The organism is Streptomyces sp. NPDC006208 (genome assembly GCF_040613775.1).
GTDB lineage: Bacteria > Actinomycetota > Actinomycetes > Streptomycetales > Streptomycetaceae > Streptomyces.
In genome coordinates this window covers 233,640-250,317 of record NZ_JBEXSW010000004.1, presented here as the reverse complement: position 1 = coordinate 250,317, position 16,678 = coordinate 233,640, and the positions used below count along the sequence as shown (strand labels likewise).

15 protein-coding genes and 1 pseudogene are annotated in these 16,678 nt (G+C 70.9%); 8 read left to right on the top strand and 8 right to left on the bottom strand.

Going from position 1 to position 16,678, the window contains the following annotated elements; genetic code table 11:
- Positions 1 to 284: 284 nt before the first annotated feature.
- Positions 285 to 662 carry a hypothetical protein gene (locus tag ABZ208_RS04970; RefSeq protein ID WP_356908163.1) on the bottom strand — a complete coding sequence of 126 codons (378 nt, stop codon included), beginning with the start codon at positions 660 to 662 and terminating at the stop codon, positions 285 to 287.
- A 278-nt stretch (positions 663 to 940) separates the two neighbouring features.
- Here ABZ208_RS04970 and ABZ208_RS04965 point away from each other — a divergent pair, with 278 nt between their 5' ends.
- A complete protein-coding gene (locus tag ABZ208_RS04965) occupies positions 941 to 1,408 on the top strand; it encodes a hypothetical protein (RefSeq protein ID WP_356908162.1) in 468 nt (155 codons plus the stop codon).
- 137 nt (positions 1,409 to 1,545) lie between these two features.
- Positions 1,546 to 1,821, top strand: coding sequence for a DUF2087 domain-containing protein (locus tag ABZ208_RS04960; RefSeq protein ID WP_356908161.1), 276 nt, complete (start codon positions 1,546 to 1,548; stop codon positions 1,819 to 1,821).
- A gap of 19 nt (positions 1,822 to 1,840) precedes the next feature.
- Here the strand turns inward: ABZ208_RS04960 and ABZ208_RS04955 are convergent, their stop codons facing one another.
- Entirely contained in the window at positions 1,841 to 2,659 is an 819-nt protein-coding gene (locus ABZ208_RS04955) for an alpha/beta hydrolase (RefSeq protein ID WP_356908160.1), read from the bottom strand.
- Between the two features lie 180 nt (positions 2,660 to 2,839).
- Positions 2,840 to 3,520, bottom strand: a complete 681-nt coding sequence (locus ABZ208_RS04950; RefSeq protein WP_356908159.1) for a GDSL-type esterase/lipase family protein — start codon at positions 3,518 to 3,520, stop codon at positions 2,840 to 2,842.
- Positions 3,521 to 3,668: 148 nt separating this feature from the next.
- Between ABZ208_RS04950 and ABZ208_RS04945 the strand changes: the two genes are divergently transcribed.
- Positions 3,669 to 4,655, top strand: a complete 987-nt coding sequence (locus tag ABZ208_RS04945) for a WD40 repeat domain-containing protein (protein WP_356908158.1) — start codon at positions 3,669 to 3,671, stop codon at positions 4,653 to 4,655.
- A 70-nt stretch (positions 4,656 to 4,725) separates the two neighbouring features.
- On the opposite strand, the gene ABZ208_RS04940 is transcribed toward ABZ208_RS04945, so the two are convergent.
- The gene (locus ABZ208_RS04940) at positions 4,726 to 5,556 is read right to left on the bottom strand and encodes an MBL fold metallo-hydrolase (RefSeq protein WP_356908157.1); all 831 of its coding nucleotides are present in this window, start codon (positions 5,554 to 5,556) and stop codon (positions 4,726 to 4,728) included.
- Between the two features lie 206 nt (positions 5,557 to 5,762).
- Here ABZ208_RS04940 and ABZ208_RS04935 point away from each other — a divergent pair, with 206 nt between their 5' ends.
- Positions 5,763 to 6,440, top strand: a complete 678-nt coding sequence (locus ABZ208_RS04935) for a TetR/AcrR family transcriptional regulator C-terminal domain-containing protein (protein WP_356908156.1) — start codon at positions 5,763 to 5,765, stop codon at positions 6,438 to 6,440.
- 177 nt (positions 6,441 to 6,617) lie between these two features.
- On the opposite strand, the gene ABZ208_RS04930 is transcribed toward ABZ208_RS04935, so the two are convergent.
- On the bottom strand, positions 6,618 to 7,397 hold the full coding sequence (locus tag ABZ208_RS04930) for a TetR/AcrR family transcriptional regulator (protein WP_356908155.1): 780 nt from the start codon (positions 7,395 to 7,397) through the stop codon (positions 6,618 to 6,620).
- 71 nt (positions 7,398 to 7,468) lie between these two features.
- Between ABZ208_RS04930 and ABZ208_RS04925 the strand changes: the two genes are divergently transcribed.
- Both ABZ208_RS04925 and ABZ208_RS04920 read left to right on the top strand, forming a co-directional pair.
- Entirely contained in the window at positions 7,469 to 8,476 is a 1,008-nt protein-coding gene (locus ABZ208_RS04925) for an ATP-binding cassette domain-containing protein (RefSeq protein ID WP_356908154.1), read from the top strand.
- Positions 8,473 to 9,297 carry an ABC transporter permease gene (locus ABZ208_RS04920; RefSeq protein WP_328399230.1) on the top strand — a complete coding sequence of 275 codons (825 nt, stop codon included), beginning with the start codon at positions 8,473 to 8,475 and terminating at the stop codon, positions 9,295 to 9,297. The genes ABZ208_RS04925 and ABZ208_RS04920 overlap by 4 nt, the downstream gene beginning before the upstream one ends.
- A gap of 125 nt (positions 9,298 to 9,422) precedes the next feature.
- Here the strand turns inward: ABZ208_RS04920 and ABZ208_RS04915 are convergent.
- From ABZ208_RS04915 to ABZ208_RS04905, 3 genes and pseudogenes are all read right to left on the bottom strand, one after another.
- Positions 9,423 to 9,569: pseudogene (locus ABZ208_RS04915) on the bottom strand (Uma2 family endonuclease); the annotation flags it as partial.
- A 150-nt stretch (positions 9,570 to 9,719) separates the two neighbouring features.
- Positions 9,720 to 10,838, bottom strand: a complete 1,119-nt coding sequence (gene serC, locus ABZ208_RS04910; RefSeq protein ID WP_356908153.1) for a phosphoserine transaminase — start codon at positions 10,836 to 10,838, stop codon at positions 9,720 to 9,722.
- Between the two features lie 82 nt (positions 10,839 to 10,920).
- Entirely contained in the window at positions 10,921 to 11,595 is a 675-nt protein-coding gene (locus tag ABZ208_RS04905; protein WP_356908152.1) for an ATP/GTP-binding protein, read from the bottom strand.
- Between the two features lie 215 nt (positions 11,596 to 11,810).
- Here ABZ208_RS04905 and ABZ208_RS04900 point away from each other — a divergent pair, with 215 nt between their 5' ends.
- Positions 11,811 to 14,651 carry an FAD-binding and (Fe-S)-binding domain-containing protein gene (locus ABZ208_RS04900; RefSeq protein ID WP_356908151.1) on the top strand — a complete coding sequence of 947 codons (2,841 nt, stop codon included), beginning with the start codon at positions 11,811 to 11,813 and terminating at the stop codon, positions 14,649 to 14,651.
- 333 nt (positions 14,652 to 14,984) lie between these two features.
- The gene (locus tag ABZ208_RS04895) at positions 14,985 to 16,547 is read left to right on the top strand and encodes an alpha/beta hydrolase (protein WP_356908150.1); all 1,563 of its coding nucleotides are present in this window, start codon (positions 14,985 to 14,987) and stop codon (positions 16,545 to 16,547) included.
- The last annotated feature ends 131 nt before the right edge of the window (positions 16,548 to 16,678 follow it).

Sequence of the window (16,678 nt, the reverse complement as noted above, 5' to 3'; positions counted from 1 at the left end):
AGAGGGGGGTCACCCGTCACCGGAGGACGTCATGATCATCCTCGGAGTCATTCTGCTCATCATCGGCCTCTTGGCCGGCCTCGGCATTCTCTGGATGGGGATCGGTACGTACACCTTGTCGACGTTCGCCAACCGGCTCACCCGCGCGCCGCTCTAGCCTTCGAGCTCTGCACAGGGCGCAGGCCTGCATGCCGGCTGCCGGATCGCCGTCGGCGAGCCCGACCGGCCGTGGCCCTCGTCCTTGACGGGCGGCAGCTCCTGGCGCCGGCCGGTCCTCTCGTACGTCAGCCGTACCGGGTTGAAGTAGGGAACGGGCGATGCCCCACCGCGACCTCGGCGCGGCCGGCGGCCGCCTCGCCGTACTCACGCATGTACGTTCCGGCCATCGGCCCGGGCTCGTGGCACGCGGGGCCGGAGGGTTCGGCGAGCCGGTTCGCATCGCGTGCCTTGAGCCGCTGCACGTAGGCCCGTACGGGGGTGTCGACGTCCGCGGCGGTGTCCGCCACATCGGGGTGTTCGGACTTCTCCGCCTGCACCGTCACGTCGACCGTGGGTGAATCGGCGAGTGAACAGGGCGGCCGGAACCAGCTCCACCAGGCGGCCGTGGCCACACCGGTGACGACAAGAAGGCCACCGCAGACGGCGATGACGCGCTTCTTCATCGGTACCACCCCTCCTCCTCTCGGGCGCGGTGACGCGGGTCATTCCGTGGTGCACCGCGGCGGTCGCGTCTGCATGATCCGGACGCGGGGACGAGTCGTCGCACCGGAGGGATTTGGCCGTAGCATGCCAAGTCGGCCCCGCTTGTCTTGTGCTCTTGGGGGTTCCGTGGGCCAATGTTCATCGCTGCTGACCCACCGTCAGGTTCGATGTCTCAGTACTTCTCCGACGGCGGTCGGCGACCCCGGCCCGTGACCCCCACACGAAGGCGGAACCCCCCATGAAGCACCGCACACCCGGAATCGGAACCCTTCTCGGCATCGGCGCCATGGCCGCGACCACCCTGGCCATGGCCCCCGCCGCCCATGCCGTGACCCCGGAGACGGCAACGTTGTCATTCGACTGCGGATCGTACGGCTCCGGCACGGCCACCTTGAACGCCACCCAGGACGGCACGGCGGCGACGATCACCTTGTCGACGGACGCCGTCACCTCCCCCTTCCCGGTCCGCGCGAACTCCGTCAGGTCCACCCTCACCCTCGCCAAGAACGGCACCGACACGGCGACGTTCACCGGCAACTCCAACCCGGCGATCCCGGCCGGCGCCGCCGTCTCGACCGGGCCACTGAACGGCACGGTCGCCGCGGGCGACAGCCTGGAGGCGAAGTCCCTCACGGTCGTGGTCTTCGGCATCACCGTGAACTGCACGGCCACGTCCCCGCAGAACCCCGGGCCGTTCGTGTTCTAGCGGCGCGGCCTCGCTGCGAGGAAGACAGGCGTCATCGTGCCCGTGCGAGGGGCACGGTGACGCCGTGCCGCTCATTGCTGGCTCGGGCCCCGAAAACACGTTGCCGGGCGGTGTGCCGGGAGGGGAGGCTTCCGGGCATGTCCGACAACCGAGCCGGCAGTTCACACGGAGTGGCCGCCCTCTTCTCCCATGGCCGCCTGACGGCAATCCCTCGCAAGGTGGCCCGCCGCGAGCAGTTGCTCGCGCACCTTGCGGAGACCCTCTTCGAGCGGGACCGGGAGTACGCCGAGCGCGAGGTCAACGACGCGCTGCTCACGGTCCACGAGGACTGCTCGGCGCTGCGCCGCTACCTGGTCATCGGGGGTCTGCTGACCCGGACCAGAGACGGGAGCAGCTACCGGCGGGCCGGCTGAGACGGGCGGTCGAGCGGGTTCAGATGCTGAGGGTGCGCAGGAGTGGGCGCAGGCACTCGGCCAGTTCGGCTGTGTGGGTCAGGTAGGGCACGTGCCGGCCCGGGAGTTCGAGGAACTCGGCATGCAATTGGGTGGCGAGCCACTGCGACACCTCGTACCCGTGGTGGTAGTGCGCCGTGGGGTCGCGGTTCTCGGCGCTTGCCGTGACGATGCACGGGACCTTCACGCCGGCCAGCTCCTCGGACGAGGGCAGGTACTCGATGAATGCCTCGAGCTCCATGCCGATGAACACCTCCGCGTTGGACCGCAGCCGTTCGCGGGTCTGCGGGTCGACGGCCGCCAGGCCCTCCTCGCCCCAGGCCCAGTGGAGGAGGCTTTCCATCGCACCCCGCAGTCCGTCCTTCGCCATACCCTCCTCGAACCGGGCCCCCAGCTGCCTGCCCACCGCATCGGCGTCGGAGCTGGCCGAGATGAACGGCGGCTCATGGATGATCGCTGCGCGCACCACGTCGGGGTGGCGCAGTACGAGGTCGGTGAGGATGACTCCTCCGCCGCTGGCGCCGAACACCACGGCCGGAGCAAGATCGAGCCCGCGCAGCAACCCTGCGGCGTCATCGGCCTGCTCGTCGATGGACGTCGAGATCCAGTTCTTGGGGCGCGGGCTGCGTGAGTTGCCCCTACGGTCGTAGGACACCATCGTGAACTCGTCCGCGAGCGCCTCGGCTGTGCCGCTCCACAGTCCGGCGTCGCCTGCGACGCCGGGAATGCACAGCACGGCAGGGCCGTCCCCACGCCGCTCGTAGTAGAGAGTGGTGCCGCCGACCTCGATGGTGCTCACAACGGCTGCCCTTCCCGGTCCGGCTCCGCCTGCACAGCCATTCTGCCTCGCCCGCCGAGGCCGGGCGCTTGCCTCAGTACCGGCTGATCAGGCGTTTCGGCACATGCGGTGCACGAGGGAGTACCAGCTGGTGGGGGAGCGAGTGAGGGCGGAGATGTGGGCGAGTCGGCGTGAGCGGCATCAGGTGCCGGGCCGGTACGCCCCGCCCAGTCCCCACGCCTGGTGCATCGCGTCCGCGAAGGCCCCCGCCAGTTTGTGCTCGCCCGTCGGGCCGGGGTGAGTGCCGTCGTAGGTGTCCGTGTGGATGTCGTACGACTCCGGGCGCGAAGCCAGCAGGATCGGTGACGCCGGGGTGTCCAGATCCGCGACCGCCTTGGCCAGCAGGACGTTGAAGCGGGCGCACTCGGCGGCGAAGGGGGCGTCGTACTCGGCGCGGATGTTCGGGATGACCGGGAGCAGGACCATCCGGACGTGCGGGTTCGCGGCGCGGGCCGCGGCGATGAACTCCCGTACGTTCTCGGCCGTTTGGTCGCTGTTCGTGTAGAAACCCAGGTCTATCAGGCCGAGGGAGACCAGCAGGATGTCCACCTCGTCGGCGGCGACCGCGTCCCGGATCGCCGGGGCCATGTGCAGCCAGCCCTCGCCCCAGCCGGACAGGTGGCGCCGGGCGTGCGCGGGGAAGGCCGGGTCGGCATAGGCGGTGGAGACCGGGGCGCCGGCGTCGGTGTCGTACAGCTCGGTGCGCGGGCCGACGATCTCGTGGTCGCCGACGCTGCTGAGGTGCTGCCACATCCGGTAGCGCCAGCTGTAGTCGCCGGCGCGTCCGATGGTCATGGAATCGCCGACGAACAGAAATCGCATGGGCGCAATGATGGCCGATTCCGTGCCTGTGCTGCGATGTGAGGCTGGACACGGCCGGACTCCGCCGTACCGGACCTCACCTGAGGGCAGGAGCGGCCGGGTCACCGGCGGCGCCCGTAGCAAAGGCCGAGGTGGCAGGCTGGGGGGCATGCGTTCGTTTCCGTATGCCGCCGGTGCCGCCGTCCTGGTGCTCGCCGCCGCCGTCCCCGCCGCCGCCGACGACGACTCCGGGTTCACGATCAAGGACCCGCGGATCACCGAGTCCAGCGGGCTCGCGGCCAGCCGCGCACACCCCGGGGTGTACTGGACGCACAACGACCAGGACGAGCCGCGTATCTTCGCGGTCGACTCCAGGACCGGGGAGACCGTCGCGACGATCACCCTGCAGGGGGTCGGCGAACCGCGTGACATGGAGGCGATCTCCGTCGGGCGGGACGGCAACATCTACGTCGGGGACATCGGCGACAACCTCGACGGCAGCTGGGACCACGTGTGGATCTACCGCCTGCCGGAGCCGAAGCGGCTGCGGGACGCGACCGTGCGTGCGACGCAGTTCACCGTGCAGTACGCCGACGGGCCGCGCAATGCCGAGGCGATGATGGTGCACCCCGTCACCGGGCGGGTCTACATCGCCTCGAAGAACGAGGACGGCGGAGGGCTGTACGAAGGACCCGCCACGCTCAGCGCGTCCGGCACCAATGTCTTCCGGCGGATCGGCGAGGTGCCGTGGGTGACCGACGGCGCCTTCTCCCCGGACGGCAGGAAGCTGGTGCTGCGCTCGTACTTCAGCGCCCGTGCCTACGTGTGGAAGGACGGCAGGCTCGCGGCCGACACCTCGGTGCGCGCGCCGATCCAGGGGCAGTCGGAGTCGGTGACGTACACCCCGGACGGCACGGCGCTGATGTTCGGCACGGAGGGCGAGCAGAGCGACGTCCAGCGGGTCGAGGTGAAGAAGGACTCCGAGGCGTCCGGCTCAGGTTCCGGTGGCGGCGACCGCGAGAAGCCGGGCGGCGACGACGCGGCCGTGGGGGATGAAGGGGACCGGAGCACGGTCACCACCCTCGGGCTGCTGGTCCTCGGCGGCGCTGCGGTGCTCGTGCTCGGGGTCAAGCGGCTGCTGCGCCGTCGGGCCTAGACCCCTGGGTCGAACCCCTGAGGTCCGTCAGAGGCCCGGCCCGGCGATCCGGGTGTCTTGCCGGCCGTCCCTAGCGGTCCCTCGATGCCAGCTGCGCGAACTCCTGCGCGTCGTGCGACGAGAAGAAGCGGATCAGGCGGGGATGCGCGCGGCGCAGCTCGCGCAGGTGCTCCAGCCCGCTCAGCCGCAGCTCGTGGTCGTCCGCGACGAGGCGCTGGTGGAGGGCCAGCGTGCGGGGGCAGCGGGGGCGCCGCAGATCCATCTCACCGTGGAAGAAGTACGCGTCGCCCGCGTGCAGCAGCCAGCGGTCCGGCTCCTGGACGGCTACGGCGCTGTGTCCCCGGGTGTGGCCCGGCAGCGGCACCAGCAGGATGTCGGGTCCGCGCAGCACCCGCGACGCCGGGAACCCCAGCCAGTTGGCGTCGGCGGTGTCGTGGACGATCCAGTCCACGCCGTGCGCCCACTGGGCGGGCCGGTAGCGGTTCGCTTCGAGCCGGGTGTCACGGCGCATGGCCGAGCGGTATTCGTCGCCCGCGACATGCACCCTGGCCTGCGGGAAGTCGGCGAGGCCGCCTGCGTGGTCCAGGTCGAGATGGGTGATGACGATGTCGGTCACGTCGTACGGGTCGTACCCGAGGGCCCTGATCTGGTGGACCGCCGTACGGGACAGATCGAGTTCGGGCCGCATCGTGCGGCGGAACATCGCCCCGAGCCGGCGCGGGTCCGCGATGTCGGCGGCGCCGAGGCCGGTGTCGACGAGGACGAGCCCGCTGTTGGTCGCCACCAGCAGGCAGTGGGTGACGAGCGGGGGAGCGCCGAGCGGGCGCATGGGCGCGCAGTCGAGGTGGTGGATGACAACGGACGAACGCCGCTGGGCATTTGGGATGGTACGCACAGACATCGTGCCTCCTGCTCACAGGGGGAGACCCGGCACAGGGCCGGGCTGGGAGAGGATGGCGGTCGTGCTGACGTGGATGCGCGCATCTCGCCTTGCCGACGCAGCAGTTGCGCCACTTACACCGTAAGTACAGGTCAGGAGCGAAGCACTTACGCTGTAAGTCGTCAACCGTTACCGCGCGTTGCCACCCGAAAGAGGAGCCGCCACCCATGGCCTCTGAGTCCAGGCGCGAAGTCCCCGAAAATCGTGAGCCGTTGAGCCGCGCGCGCATCGTCGGAGCGGCGCTGGAGATCATCGACGAGGAGGGGGTCGGCGGCCTGTCGATGCGGCGGATCGCGGCCCGCCTCGGGGTGCAGGCGATGTCGCTGTACAACCATGTGCAGAGCAAGGCGGACATCCTCGACGGCGTCACCGAGTACATCACCACCGAGATGCGGATGCCCCGCCGGATGACCGGCGGCTGGGAGGACGGGATCCGTTCCATCGCGTACGGCTTCCGGCAGGCGGCGCTGCGCCACCCGCGGGCCGGTGAACTCGTCCTGATGCGCCAGCTGTCCACCCCTACGGCGCTCGCCCCGGTGGACACGATGCTCGCGATGATGCTCGAGCACGGCTTCGACGAGGCGGCGGCCGTGCACGCGCTGCGGCTGTTCGTCTCCTTCCAAGTGGGCTCGCTGCTACGGGAGTTCCAGGTGCCCCAGGCGTCGGCAGAGTGGGACAAGGAGGCGGCGGAGCAGGCCCGTGCCGCCTACTTCGCGGGTTCGGGCTTCCCGGCGGTGGCCAAGGTCGCGCCGATCCTCGCGGTGAACGATCACGAGGCGGAGTTCGCGTTCGGCGTCGAGCTGCTGATCGACGCGTTGCGGCGGCTGGCCCCCGCCGCGGGTTAGGCCCTGTCCGGGCGATCTTCGAGGATCGGCCTGCGGCGTCACCTCGGAGCGACTGTGACAGGCGCCGCCGGATCGGCTTGGCGGCGGTCCGCGACGCCGTCGAAACGGCTCGGCCTCACGCTCGTCGGGATGAGCGGCATCCGGTGACCTCGACGGCGCCGGCAGCCGGAGGCCGGATCACTCGTCCGGCCGGTCCGCCTCCGCGCCGCGCTCGCGGACCAGGACCTCGAGGCCGTCGACCAGCCGGGCGAGGCCGAAGCCGAAGTGGTCGAACTCCGGTGAGAACGCGTCCTCGGACAGCCCCGCCAGCATCGGGTACGAGCCGGTCTCCATCGCCCGGGTCAGGAACGGCTCCTGGCTCTTCCAGAACTCCGCGTCGCTCATGCCGGTCTGCTGCGCGGCCTCCGCCGTCTCCAGCTCCATCCGGGCGATGCCCGACACGAAGCTCTGCACGGAGATGATCACCGAGATCACCTCGGGGTCGCTCAGCCCCATGCCCTGCAGGGCGGCCAGTGCAGTCTCCAGACCGCGTACGGCGCTGGGTCCGAGGACCGTGCGGGCCTGGTTCACCTTGAGCAGCCAGGGGTGTGCCCGGTAGAGGTCGAGATGGGCGCGGGCCATGGCGCGCACGGCGTCGCGCCAGTCGTCGCTGTCGGGGGCGTGCTCCTGGGTGTCGAGGGGGATGCCCGCGACCCGGTCGAGCATCAGGTCGAGGAGTTCGGCCTTGCCGGGGACGTACCGGTACAGGGACATCGTGCCGGTGCCCAGCTCGGTGGACAGGCGGCGCATCGATACGGCGGCCAGCCCTTCGGCGTCGGCGATCTCGACGGCGGCCGACACGATCCGGTCGAGCGTGAGGCCCGGCTTGGGGCCGCGGGAGGGGCGCTCGCTGGTGCCCCACAGGAGTTCGAGGCTGCGCGAGACGTCGCCGCTGCCGCTCGTTTCGGTCGTCGTCATGGGCTCACCCTAATCCCGTGGACAGAAACTGAGTACGGTGTACTCTCATGTGAGTACGCCGTACCCAGTTAATGGTTCGACGGGTTCGGTGTCGACCGGTTCGATGTCTTGGAGGGGCTGTGGACGAATACGCCGTCATGGCGGAGGGGCTGGAGAAGCGGTACGGGGACAAGCGCGCCCTGGACGGCTTCGACCTCGCCGTACGCAGGGGGACGGTGCACGGACTGCTCGGGCCGAACGGCGCGGGCAAGACCACCGCGGTCCGCGTCCTCGCGACGCTGCTGCGGTTCGACGGCGGCCGTGCTCGGGTGGCGGGGGTCGACGTGACCCGTGATCCGCGCCGGGTGCGGGCGCGGATCGGGCTCACCGGGCAGTACGCCGCGGTGGACGCGATCTTGACGGGGCGTCAGAACCTGGAGATGTTCGGGCGGCTGTTCCACCTGGGCGGTAGGCGGGCGGCGCGCCGGGCGGGCGAACTGCTGGAGCAGTTCGACCTGGTGGAGGCCGCGGACAAGGGGGTCGGGAAGTACAGCGGCGGCATGCGGCGCCGGCTGGACCTGGCCGCCTCGATGATTCTCGCGCCGGACGTGCTGTTCCTGGACGAGCCCACGACCGGGCTCGACCCACGCTCGCGCGGCGAGGTCTGGGACGGCGTACGCGCGCTGGTGGCGGGCGGCACCACCGTCCTGCTCACCACGCAGTACCTGGAGGAGGCGGACCGGCTCGCCTCCCGTGTCACCGTCATCGACCAGGGCAGGGCCATTGCCGACGACACGCCGGACGGGCTGAAGAACCGGGTGGGCGGCGACCGGATCGAGGTGGTCGCGCGTGAGGCCGCCGACCTGCCGATGGTCGCCAAGACCCTTGCCCGGGTCGCCGACACCGAACCGGCCACGGACGAGACCGACCGGCGGGTGCACGCACCCGTGACAGACCGGGTCGCGGCGCTGACCGAGGTGGCGCGCGCCCTGCAGGACGAGGGGATCGCGGTGGAGGACATCGGGCTGCGCAGGCCCAGCCTCGACGATGTGTTCCTGCGCCTGACCGGCCACGGCACCCAGGAGGGGACAGCAGCATGAGCACGGTGGATCTGACGCTCACGGACCGGCGGGGGCGGGCGTACTGGGCGGTGGCCGACTGCTGGAACGTGGTGCGCCGCGGGCTGACGTACTACCAGCGCCAGCCGGTCCTCATCGCCTGGCAGTTGGGCTTCCCGATCATCTCCGTGCTGCTGTACGGATACGTCTTCGGCGGCGCGATGAAGGCCCCCGACGGCGGCAGCGTCCGCGACTTCCTGATGCCGGGCATGTTCGCGATGACCATGGCGTTCGGCTTCATGAACACGGCGATCGCGGTGGTCACCGACGTCTCCAAGGGCGTCATCGACCGCTTCCGCTCCATGCCGATGGCGCCCTCCGCGGTGGTCACCGGGCGCGGCGTCAACGACCTGATCGTGGCCTGCGCCGAACTGACCATCCTCGCGGCGACGGCCTATGCGATGGGCTGGCGCTCCGACTCCGGAGTGCTCGCCGCACTGGGCGCGTTCGGGCTGCTGCTGCTCCTGCGGTTCTGCCTGATCTGGGTGGGCATCCTGCTCGGCCTGCTCGTCCCCACCACGGAGGCGGCCGGCGGGCTGTACGCGGTGGCGTTCCCGCTCACGATGATCTCCAGCGTCTTCGTGCCGCCGTCGACGATGCCGGACTGGCTGGGCACGGTGGCAGCCTGGAACCCGATCTCCTCGACCGCCGCGGCGGCACGCGAGCTGTTCGGCAACCCGGTGGCGAGCGACGGCAGCTGGATCCAGGAGCATGCGCTGCTGATGGCGGTGGTGTGGCCGCTGGTGATCACGGCGGTGTTCCTGCCGCTGGCGGTGCGCCGCTTCCAGCGGCTGAGCCGCTGAGCCGCTGAGGCATGAAGGCCGGGGGCCGGGGGGTCGGGAGGTCTTGCGCTCCCCGGCCTTCAGCAGCTCGGCCACGTCCAGTTTCACCTCGGCCCCGATCGAGTCGGGGAGGGTGACCTGCTGACCGGGGGCGGAGTCGCGGTAAGGACGCCTCCGATGATCTCGACCCGATAGCCGGGAAGCCGCTCGATGAGGCGGTCAGCCTCTTCGAGCAGCGTCGGCAGCTCGCCGTCACAGGGGTCGCAGGGGTGCTCGACTGCTGCGGCAGACATGCGGGCCTGCTGATGGCTGGTGTCGAGAGCATCATCGCGGGGCGCAAGGTCGCTCGACGTCCGGAAGGCGGATCGGCACACCATTGAGCGATCAAGGGCCCGGCGCGCTGACCTGTGGTCGCGTGCCGGGCCCCTCGAAGCAGGCTGCTGTCAGAGCTTGTCGATCACGTAGTCGATGCACGCCGTCAGCGCCTCGACGTCCGCCGGGTCGATCGCCGGGAACATCGCCACGCGCAGCTGGTTGCGGCCCAGCTTGCGGTACGGCTCGGTGTCGACGATGCCGTTGGCGCGCAGCGTCTTGGCGACGGCAGCCGCGTCGATCTCGTCGGCGAAGTCGATCGTGCCGATGACCTGCGAGCGCTTGGCCGGGTCGGACACGAACGGAGTCGCGTACTTGGACTCCTCGGCCCAGCCGTACAGGGTGCGCGAGGAGGTGGCGGTGCGGCCGACCGACCAGTCCAGGCCGCCCTGGCCGTTGATCCACTTCAGCTGCTCGTTGAGCAGGAAGAGCGTCGCCAGCGCCGGGGTGTTGTACGTCTGGTTCTTCAGCGAGTTGTCGATCGCAGTCGGCAGCGAGAAGAACTCGGGGACGTGGCGGCCGGACGCGTGGATGCGGGCCGCGCGCTCCAGGGCGGCCGGCGAGAAGACGCCGATCCACAGGCCGCCGTCGGAGGCGAACGACTTCTGCGGGGCGAAGTAGTAGACGTCCGTCTCGGCGATGTCGACCGGCAGGCCGCCCGCGCCGGAGGTGGCGTCCACCAGGACCAGGGCGCCCTCGTCCGCGCCGGCGACCCGCTCGATCGGGGCGGCGACACCGGTCGAGGTCTCGTTGTGGGTGAAGCCGTAGACGTCGACGCCCGCCTCGGCCTGCGGCTCGGGGTGGGTGCCGGGGTCGGAGGAGATCACTGTCGGCTCGGCCAGCCAGGGCGCCAGCTTGGCCGCCTTGGCGAACTTGGAGGAGAACTCGCCGAAGGACAGGTGCTGCGACTTGTTCTCGATCAGGCCGTGCGTCGCGATGTCCCAGAAGGCGGTGGAGCCGCCGTTGCCCAGGATCACCTCGTAGCCCTCGGGGAGGGAGAAGAGGTCGCGCACGCCGTCGCGTACCTCGCCGACCAGGTTCTTGACCGGAGCCTGGCGGTGGGACGTACCGAGGAGTGAGGTGCCGGTGGCGGCCAGGGCGTCCAGCGCCTCCGTACGCACCTTGGAGGGGCCCGCGCCGAAACGGCCGTCGGCGGGCTTGATGTCAGCGGGAATCTGGATCTCAGCCACGTTCGGGAGCGTAACGGGTCCGGCGGCCCGGCACATGTGCGGTCCGGCGGATGAGACGCGATCCACCCTGCTGATGCGCTGGTCAGGTGTCGTGGTTCAGGGGCCGGCGGCTCTTCTGCGCGCGCAGATGCTCCACCAGCGCGATCAGCACGAACCTGCTGGAGGAGTGGTCCCGCGCGTCGAACTCCATCATGGGTACGTCGTCCGGCACCGCGAGCACCTCACGGATGTGGTCCTGGGAGTGGAACGGACCGCCGAAGTCGTTGACGGCGACGATGAACGGCGTGCCGTGACGCTTGAGTCGGTCCACGGCGTACCAGGAGTCGGTGAGCGCACGGGTGTCGACGAGGACGACGGCGCCGGGCGTGCCGTCGAGCAGGCGGTCGCACAGGAAGTGGAAGCGCTCGTGGCCGGGCGCGCCGAACAGATACAGGACGCTGTGCCCACGGATCGTGATCCGGCCGAAGTCGAGACCGACCGTGGTCGCCGCCTTGTCGCGGACCCGGGGCGTGTCGTCGAGTGCCAGGCGCTCGCCGCTGATCGCCTCTTCCGTGTGCAGCGTACGGATCTCGCTGACGGAGCGGACCATGGTGGTCTTTCCCGACCCGAAGCCGCCGACGACGGCGATCTTCAGGACGTGGCCCAGGTTCCCGCCCGGTCCGTCGGCCTGTTCCGGGGCCGGGGCCTGCGCCGTGATCTGACGGCGGCAGCCGGGGCGGGGGTGCGCCGCGGGGATCGCCCGGGTGGCGCGGTTCATCGGTTCTCGTCGGTGCCGGTCATCGAGGGCCTTCCGGGGTGCGGTGGCGCAACTGGAGCCGCTGCTTCCTGATGAAGTGGCAGTAACTATAGGAGAGTTGCCGATTACGCAGCCATGTCTTGCGGTATTCCGGCGCCCGGTCCGGGGCGCAACGTGTGCAAGTGGCCCGGTTCCTGCCCGTGTGACGTCACGCACAGGGGGCCATGCTGGAAGACATGGCCGATCATCACGGGAACACCGGCGACCTCGCCCGCGACCTGGCTCGCGCGGTGCGCGGAGATGTCGACTTCGGCGCGGCAGCCAGGGCCCTGACCACCATGGACGCCTCCAACTACCGGCGTGTCCCGGTCGGTGTCGTCGCGCCGCGCGACGCCGACGACGTGGCTGCGGCGCTGGAGGTGTGCCGGGCGCACGGCGTACCCGTCGTGCCGCGAGGCGGCGGCACCTCGATCGCGGGGCAGGCCACCGGTACGGGCGTCGTCCTGGACTTCACCCGCCACATGAACGCGATCGTGGGCATCGACCCGGTCGCGCGCACCGCGGTCGTCCAGCCGGGTGTCGTCCTCGACAGACTCCAGGCCGCCGTCGCACGGAACGGGCTGGCCTTCGGACCCGACCCGTCGACGCACAGCCGCTGCACGCTGGGCGGCATGATCGGCAACAACGCCTGCGGCGCTCACTCGGTCGCCTGGGGCACGACCGCCGACAACGTCCGCTCACTCGCCGTGCGCACCTACGGCGGTGACCTGCTGCGTCTGGGCCGCGGATGGGACGGCAGCGGCGTGCCTGCCGCAGTGCGCGAACTCGTCGAGGGGCATCTCGCCCTGCTGCGCACCGGTTACCCGGCCGGCCTGCCCCGCCTCATCTCCGGATACGCACTCGGTGCCCTGCTCCCCGAGAACGGCGTCGACCTCGCCCGCGCCTTCTGCGGCAGCGAGGGCACGCTGGGCGTGGTGACCGAGGCGACGGTCGCCCTGGTGGACACCCCGGGTGCGCGGGCGCTCGCCGTGCTCGGCTATCCGGACGAGACCGCAGCCGCCGACGCAGCCGCCCCTCTGCTCGCCCACCGCCCCCTGACCGTCGAGGGCATGGCCGACGACCTGGTCCCGGACGCACACGGCCTGCCGCGTGGCCGGGCCTGGCTGTTCGTCGAGACCGGCGGCGACACGGCCGCCGAGGCACGGATGCGGGCGACGGAGATCGTACGAGCGGCCGACGCGCTCGACGGGACCGTCGTCGACGACGCGGCCGGGATGCGCGCGCTGTGGCGCGTACGGGAGGACGCAGCCGGCACCGCCACACGCACGCCCATGGGCGGCGAGGCCTGGCCGGGCTGGGAGGACTGCGCCGTGCCGCCGGCCCGATTGGGCGCGTATCTGCGCGATTTCCGGGCGCTGCTGACCGAGCACGGGCTGCGCGGCACGCCGTACGGGCACTTCGGCGACGGCTGTATCCATGTCCGGATCGACTTCGACCTGCTGAGCCGGGAGGGCATCGGGCGGTTCCGCGCGTTCTCCGAGCAGGTGGCCGAGCTCGTCGTCGCGTACGGCGGCTCGCTGTCGGGCGAGCACGGCGACGGGCAGGCGCGCGCCGAGCTGCTGCCGAAGATGTACGGCGACGAACTGGTCACGCTGTTCGGCCGGTTCAAGGACCTGCTGGACCCGGCGGGCGGCATGAACCCGGGCATGCTGGTCCGCCCCGACCCGCTCGACGCCAACCTCCGCTTCGCCGTGCTGCCCGGGCGGCCGGTGGACGTCGTCTTCGGCTATCCGCAGGACGGCGGCGACTTCGCCGGCGCGGTGCGGCGCTGTGTCGGGGTCGCCAAATGCCGTACCCCGACCGCCGCAGCGGGCGGCGGCGTGATGTGCCCGTCCTTCCGCGCCACGGGCGAGGAGGCCCACTCGACACGCGGCCGGGCCCGCCTGCTGCACGAGATGCTCGCGGGCGAGATCGTCACGGACGGCTGGCGCTCGACCGAGGTGCGGGACGCGCTCGATCTGTGCCTGGCGTGCAAGGGGTGCCGCAGCGACTGCCCGGTGGGGGTGGACATGGCCACGTACAAGGCGGAGTTCCTGCACCACCACTACGCGGGCCGGCGCCGCCCGGCCGCCCACTACGCGATGGGCCGCCTGCCGCAGTGGCTGCGGATGGCGGCGCCCTTCGCCGGGGCCGTCAACGCCCTGGCCGGGGTGCGCCCGCTGTCCGCTCTGGCCAAGCGCATCGGCGGCATCGCGCCGGAGCGGGACATCCCGCCCCTGGCGCCGGTCACGTTCCGGCGCTGGCTGCGGGAGCACATGGGGGAGCGCACGGAGATCCTCGACGAGAGCCGTACGGCGGTGCTGTGGCCGGACACCTTCACCGACCACTTCTCCCCGCTGACGGGGCGGGCCGCGGTACGGGTCATGGAGGCGGCGGGCATCGGCATCGCCCTGCCGCCGGGCCGGGTGTGCTGCGGGCTGACGTATGTCTCGACGGGCCAGCTGGACCGGGCGCGTACGGTCATGCGCCGGGCGCTCGACACGATGGAGCCGCTGCTGGACCTGGGCGTGCCGGTGGTGGTGCTGGAGCCGAGCTGCGCGGCGGCCCTGAAGACGGACCTGCCGGAGCTGCTGACGGGTGATCCGCGGGCGGGACGGCTGGCGGGGTCCGTGCGGACCTTTGCCCAGGCGCTCGAGGAGTGCGCGCCGGAGTGGACCCCGCCGTACATCGGCCGCAGGGTGGCGGGCCAGACGCACTGCCACCAGCACGCGGTGCTGGGTGTCGCGGCGGAGCGCCGATTGAGGGAACGGGCGGGTCTGGAAGGCGAGTTGAGTGGCGGCTGCTGCGGACTTGCGGGCAACTTCGGGTTCGAGGCGGGCCATTACGAGGTGTCGGTGGCGTGCGCGGAGGACGAGCTGCTGCCCGCGGTGCGGGCGGCGCCCACCGGTGCCGAGCTGCTGGCGGACGGTTTCTCGTGCCGCGTCCAGCTGGACCAGCTGGCGGGGCGGGGAGCGCGGCACCTGGCGGAGGTGCTGGCCGAGGCATTGGAGGACGCACCGGAGGAGGGCCTTCGGTGAACGCCCCGCTGCACGAGGTACCGTGCCGACGGCCACGGCACCGTGACCAGCGGGGGCCGCAGCCCGTCCGCCGGGCCGTGGTGCGGTGCGTGAGTGCCCCTCTCGTCCGCGGTGCGCTTAGCCGCCGGGCCCGGTCGCGGTACGCGCGACCGGCAGCCCGCTCCACCCCGTCGCCGTCCGCGGCCGGTTCGCCGCCTACGACCAGAGGACCATGCCTCGCACACCTGGGTACACCTGGAGTCGGAGAGAGTCGGCCCCGCCGGTGGATTCGTCCCAACTGCCTTGAAGGAGAAGGTGGGAGCGTCCTGAACGCACCCAACAGAAGGCTCCTCTGTGCGAAGCCGGAACATAGCCCCCCTCCTGGCGGTGAGCGCCGTCGCGACCCTCGTGCCCGCGCTCGCCCCTGCCACGGCCTCTGCCGCCGAGAACCCCATGAAGCAGTACCTGCAGCAGAAGCCCGCGTGGCACCGCTGCGACACATCCACCCCCGCCCGTCTGCAGTGCGCCGACATCAAGGTGCCGCTCGACTACAGCCGTCCCGGCGGCAAGCAGATCCGCGTCGCGATATCGCGGATCAGATCGAGCACCCCCGCCGAGCGTCGCGGCGTACTTCTGATCAACCCCGGTGGCCCCGGCGGTCCAGGCCTCGACATGCCGCTGCTGCTGGAGGCCGACCTGCCCAAGTCCGTGAAGAAGCAGTACGACCTCATCGGCTTCGATCCGCGGGGCGTCGGACAGAGCTCTCCCGTCAGCTGCGGTCTGAACAGCAAGGAAGAGAGCTGGGAGCGCCCCTACAAGGCCGCGACCTTCGAGAAGGACGTGGCCTGGGCGCGTACGGTCGCCGAGAAGTGCCGTGCCAAGGCAGGTGACAAGCTGCGGCACATCACCACGCGCAACACCGCCCGCGACATGGACGTGATCCGGAGCGTGCTGGGCGAGAAGAAGATCTCCTACCTCGGGTACTCCTACGGCACATACCTCGGCGCGGTCTACACGCAGATGTTCCCCCGGCGCGCCGACCGGTTCGTGCTGGACAGCGCCGTCGACCCGAAGCGGATCTGGCGAGGCATGATCCAGGTGTGGGCGGAGGGTGCCGAGCCCGCGTTCACGAGATGGACCGAGTGGACCGCCCGGCGCCACGCGCAGTACAAGCTGGGCAAGACCCCGGAGGCAGTCCGCAAGACCTTCTGGGACCTGGTCGCTCGAGCCGACCGCAAGCCCATCGAACTCGACGGCACTGCGATGACGGGCGACGACATCCGCGGCGGCCGTGCGATGTTCTTCAGCGTCAGCGCGGCAGCCGAAGCCATTGCCGAGCTGAAGAAGGCCGCAGCCGGCAAGCCCTCGGGCCCCACCGGTAAGCCCAGGACGCCCGAGCGTCCCGCACCGCCGTCCTTCGGCCGTGCCGTTCCCGCGGACAACGGAACCGCGAGCTTCTGGTCCGTCGCGTGCGGCGACACACGGGCGTGGCCGCGCGACCCCGAGCAATACCGCCGCGACGCGATCCAGGACAAGGCCAAATACCCGCTGTACGGCGACTTCTCGTCGAACATCATGCCGTGTGCGTTCTGGAAGAACGGCAGTGAGCCCGCCACCACGGTGGACAACAAGGTGAAGGCGCTCATCCTGCAGAACGAGTGGGATCCCCAGACGCCGCTGACCACCGGCCTCGGTCTGCACAGTGCTCTGAAGGGCTCGCGGATGGTCACCGTCGCCGGGGGCGAGGGGCACGGCATCTACGGCTCCAAGTCCTGCGCCGACAAGACGGCCACCGCGTACCTGACCACGGGCAAGCTCCCGGCGAAGGACGTGACCTGCCGCGCCGCCGGCGCGGCCGCGCAGGGCGCCCGCAAGCTTCCGCTTCCCACCCCTCCGGGGATCCCGGGTATGCGCTGACGCTTCTGACCCGGCTCAGGGCCGGGGATCGACGTGGGGCCTTCTCTGCCGAGGGAAGGCCTCCACGTCGGGTCCATGGCGCGTCCTAGCGCTCGACTGATGGTGTATCAGTTCCCGTCATGTCCCTGGCG

Excerpts from the sequence above, each read along its gene's own strand:
- ABZ208_RS04970 (WP_356908163.1), bottom strand. The coding sequence starts at position 662 with ATGAAGAAGCGCGTCATCGCCGTCTGCGGTGGCCTTCTTGTCGTCACC.
- ABZ208_RS04965 (WP_356908162.1), top strand. The coding sequence starts at position 941 with ATGAAGCACCGCACACCCGGAATCGGAACCCTTCTCGGCATCGGCGCC.
- ABZ208_RS04960 (WP_356908161.1), top strand. The coding sequence starts at position 1,546 with ATGTCCGACAACCGAGCCGGCAGTTCACACGGAGTGGCCGCCCTCTTC.
- ABZ208_RS04950 (WP_356908159.1), bottom strand. The coding sequence starts at position 3,520 with ATGCGATTTCTGTTCGTCGGCGATTCCATGACCATCGGACGCGCCGGC.
- ABZ208_RS04945 (WP_356908158.1), top strand. The coding sequence starts at position 3,669 with ATGCGTTCGTTTCCGTATGCCGCCGGTGCCGCCGTCCTGGTGCTCGCC.
- ABZ208_RS04940 (WP_356908157.1), bottom strand. The coding sequence starts at position 5,556 with ATGTCTGTGCGTACCATCCCAAATGCCCAGCGGCGTTCGTCCGTTGTC.
- ABZ208_RS04935 (WP_356908156.1), top strand. The coding sequence starts at position 5,763 with ATGGCCTCTGAGTCCAGGCGCGAAGTCCCCGAAAATCGTGAGCCGTTG.
- ABZ208_RS04930 (WP_356908155.1), bottom strand. The coding sequence starts at position 7,397 with ATGACGACGACCGAAACGAGCGGCAGCGGCGACGTCTCGCGCAGCCTC.
- ABZ208_RS04925 (WP_356908154.1), top strand. The coding sequence starts at position 7,469 with ATGGTTCGACGGGTTCGGTGTCGACCGGTTCGATGTCTTGGAGGGGCT.
- ABZ208_RS04920 (WP_328399230.1), top strand. The coding sequence starts at position 8,473 with ATGAGCACGGTGGATCTGACGCTCACGGACCGGCGGGGGCGGGCGTAC.
- ABZ208_RS04905 (WP_356908152.1), bottom strand. The coding sequence starts at position 11,595 with ATGAACCGCGCCACCCGGGCGATCCCCGCGGCGCACCCCCGCCCCGGC.
- ABZ208_RS04900 (WP_356908151.1), top strand. The coding sequence starts at position 11,811 with ATGGCCGATCATCACGGGAACACCGGCGACCTCGCCCGCGACCTGGCT.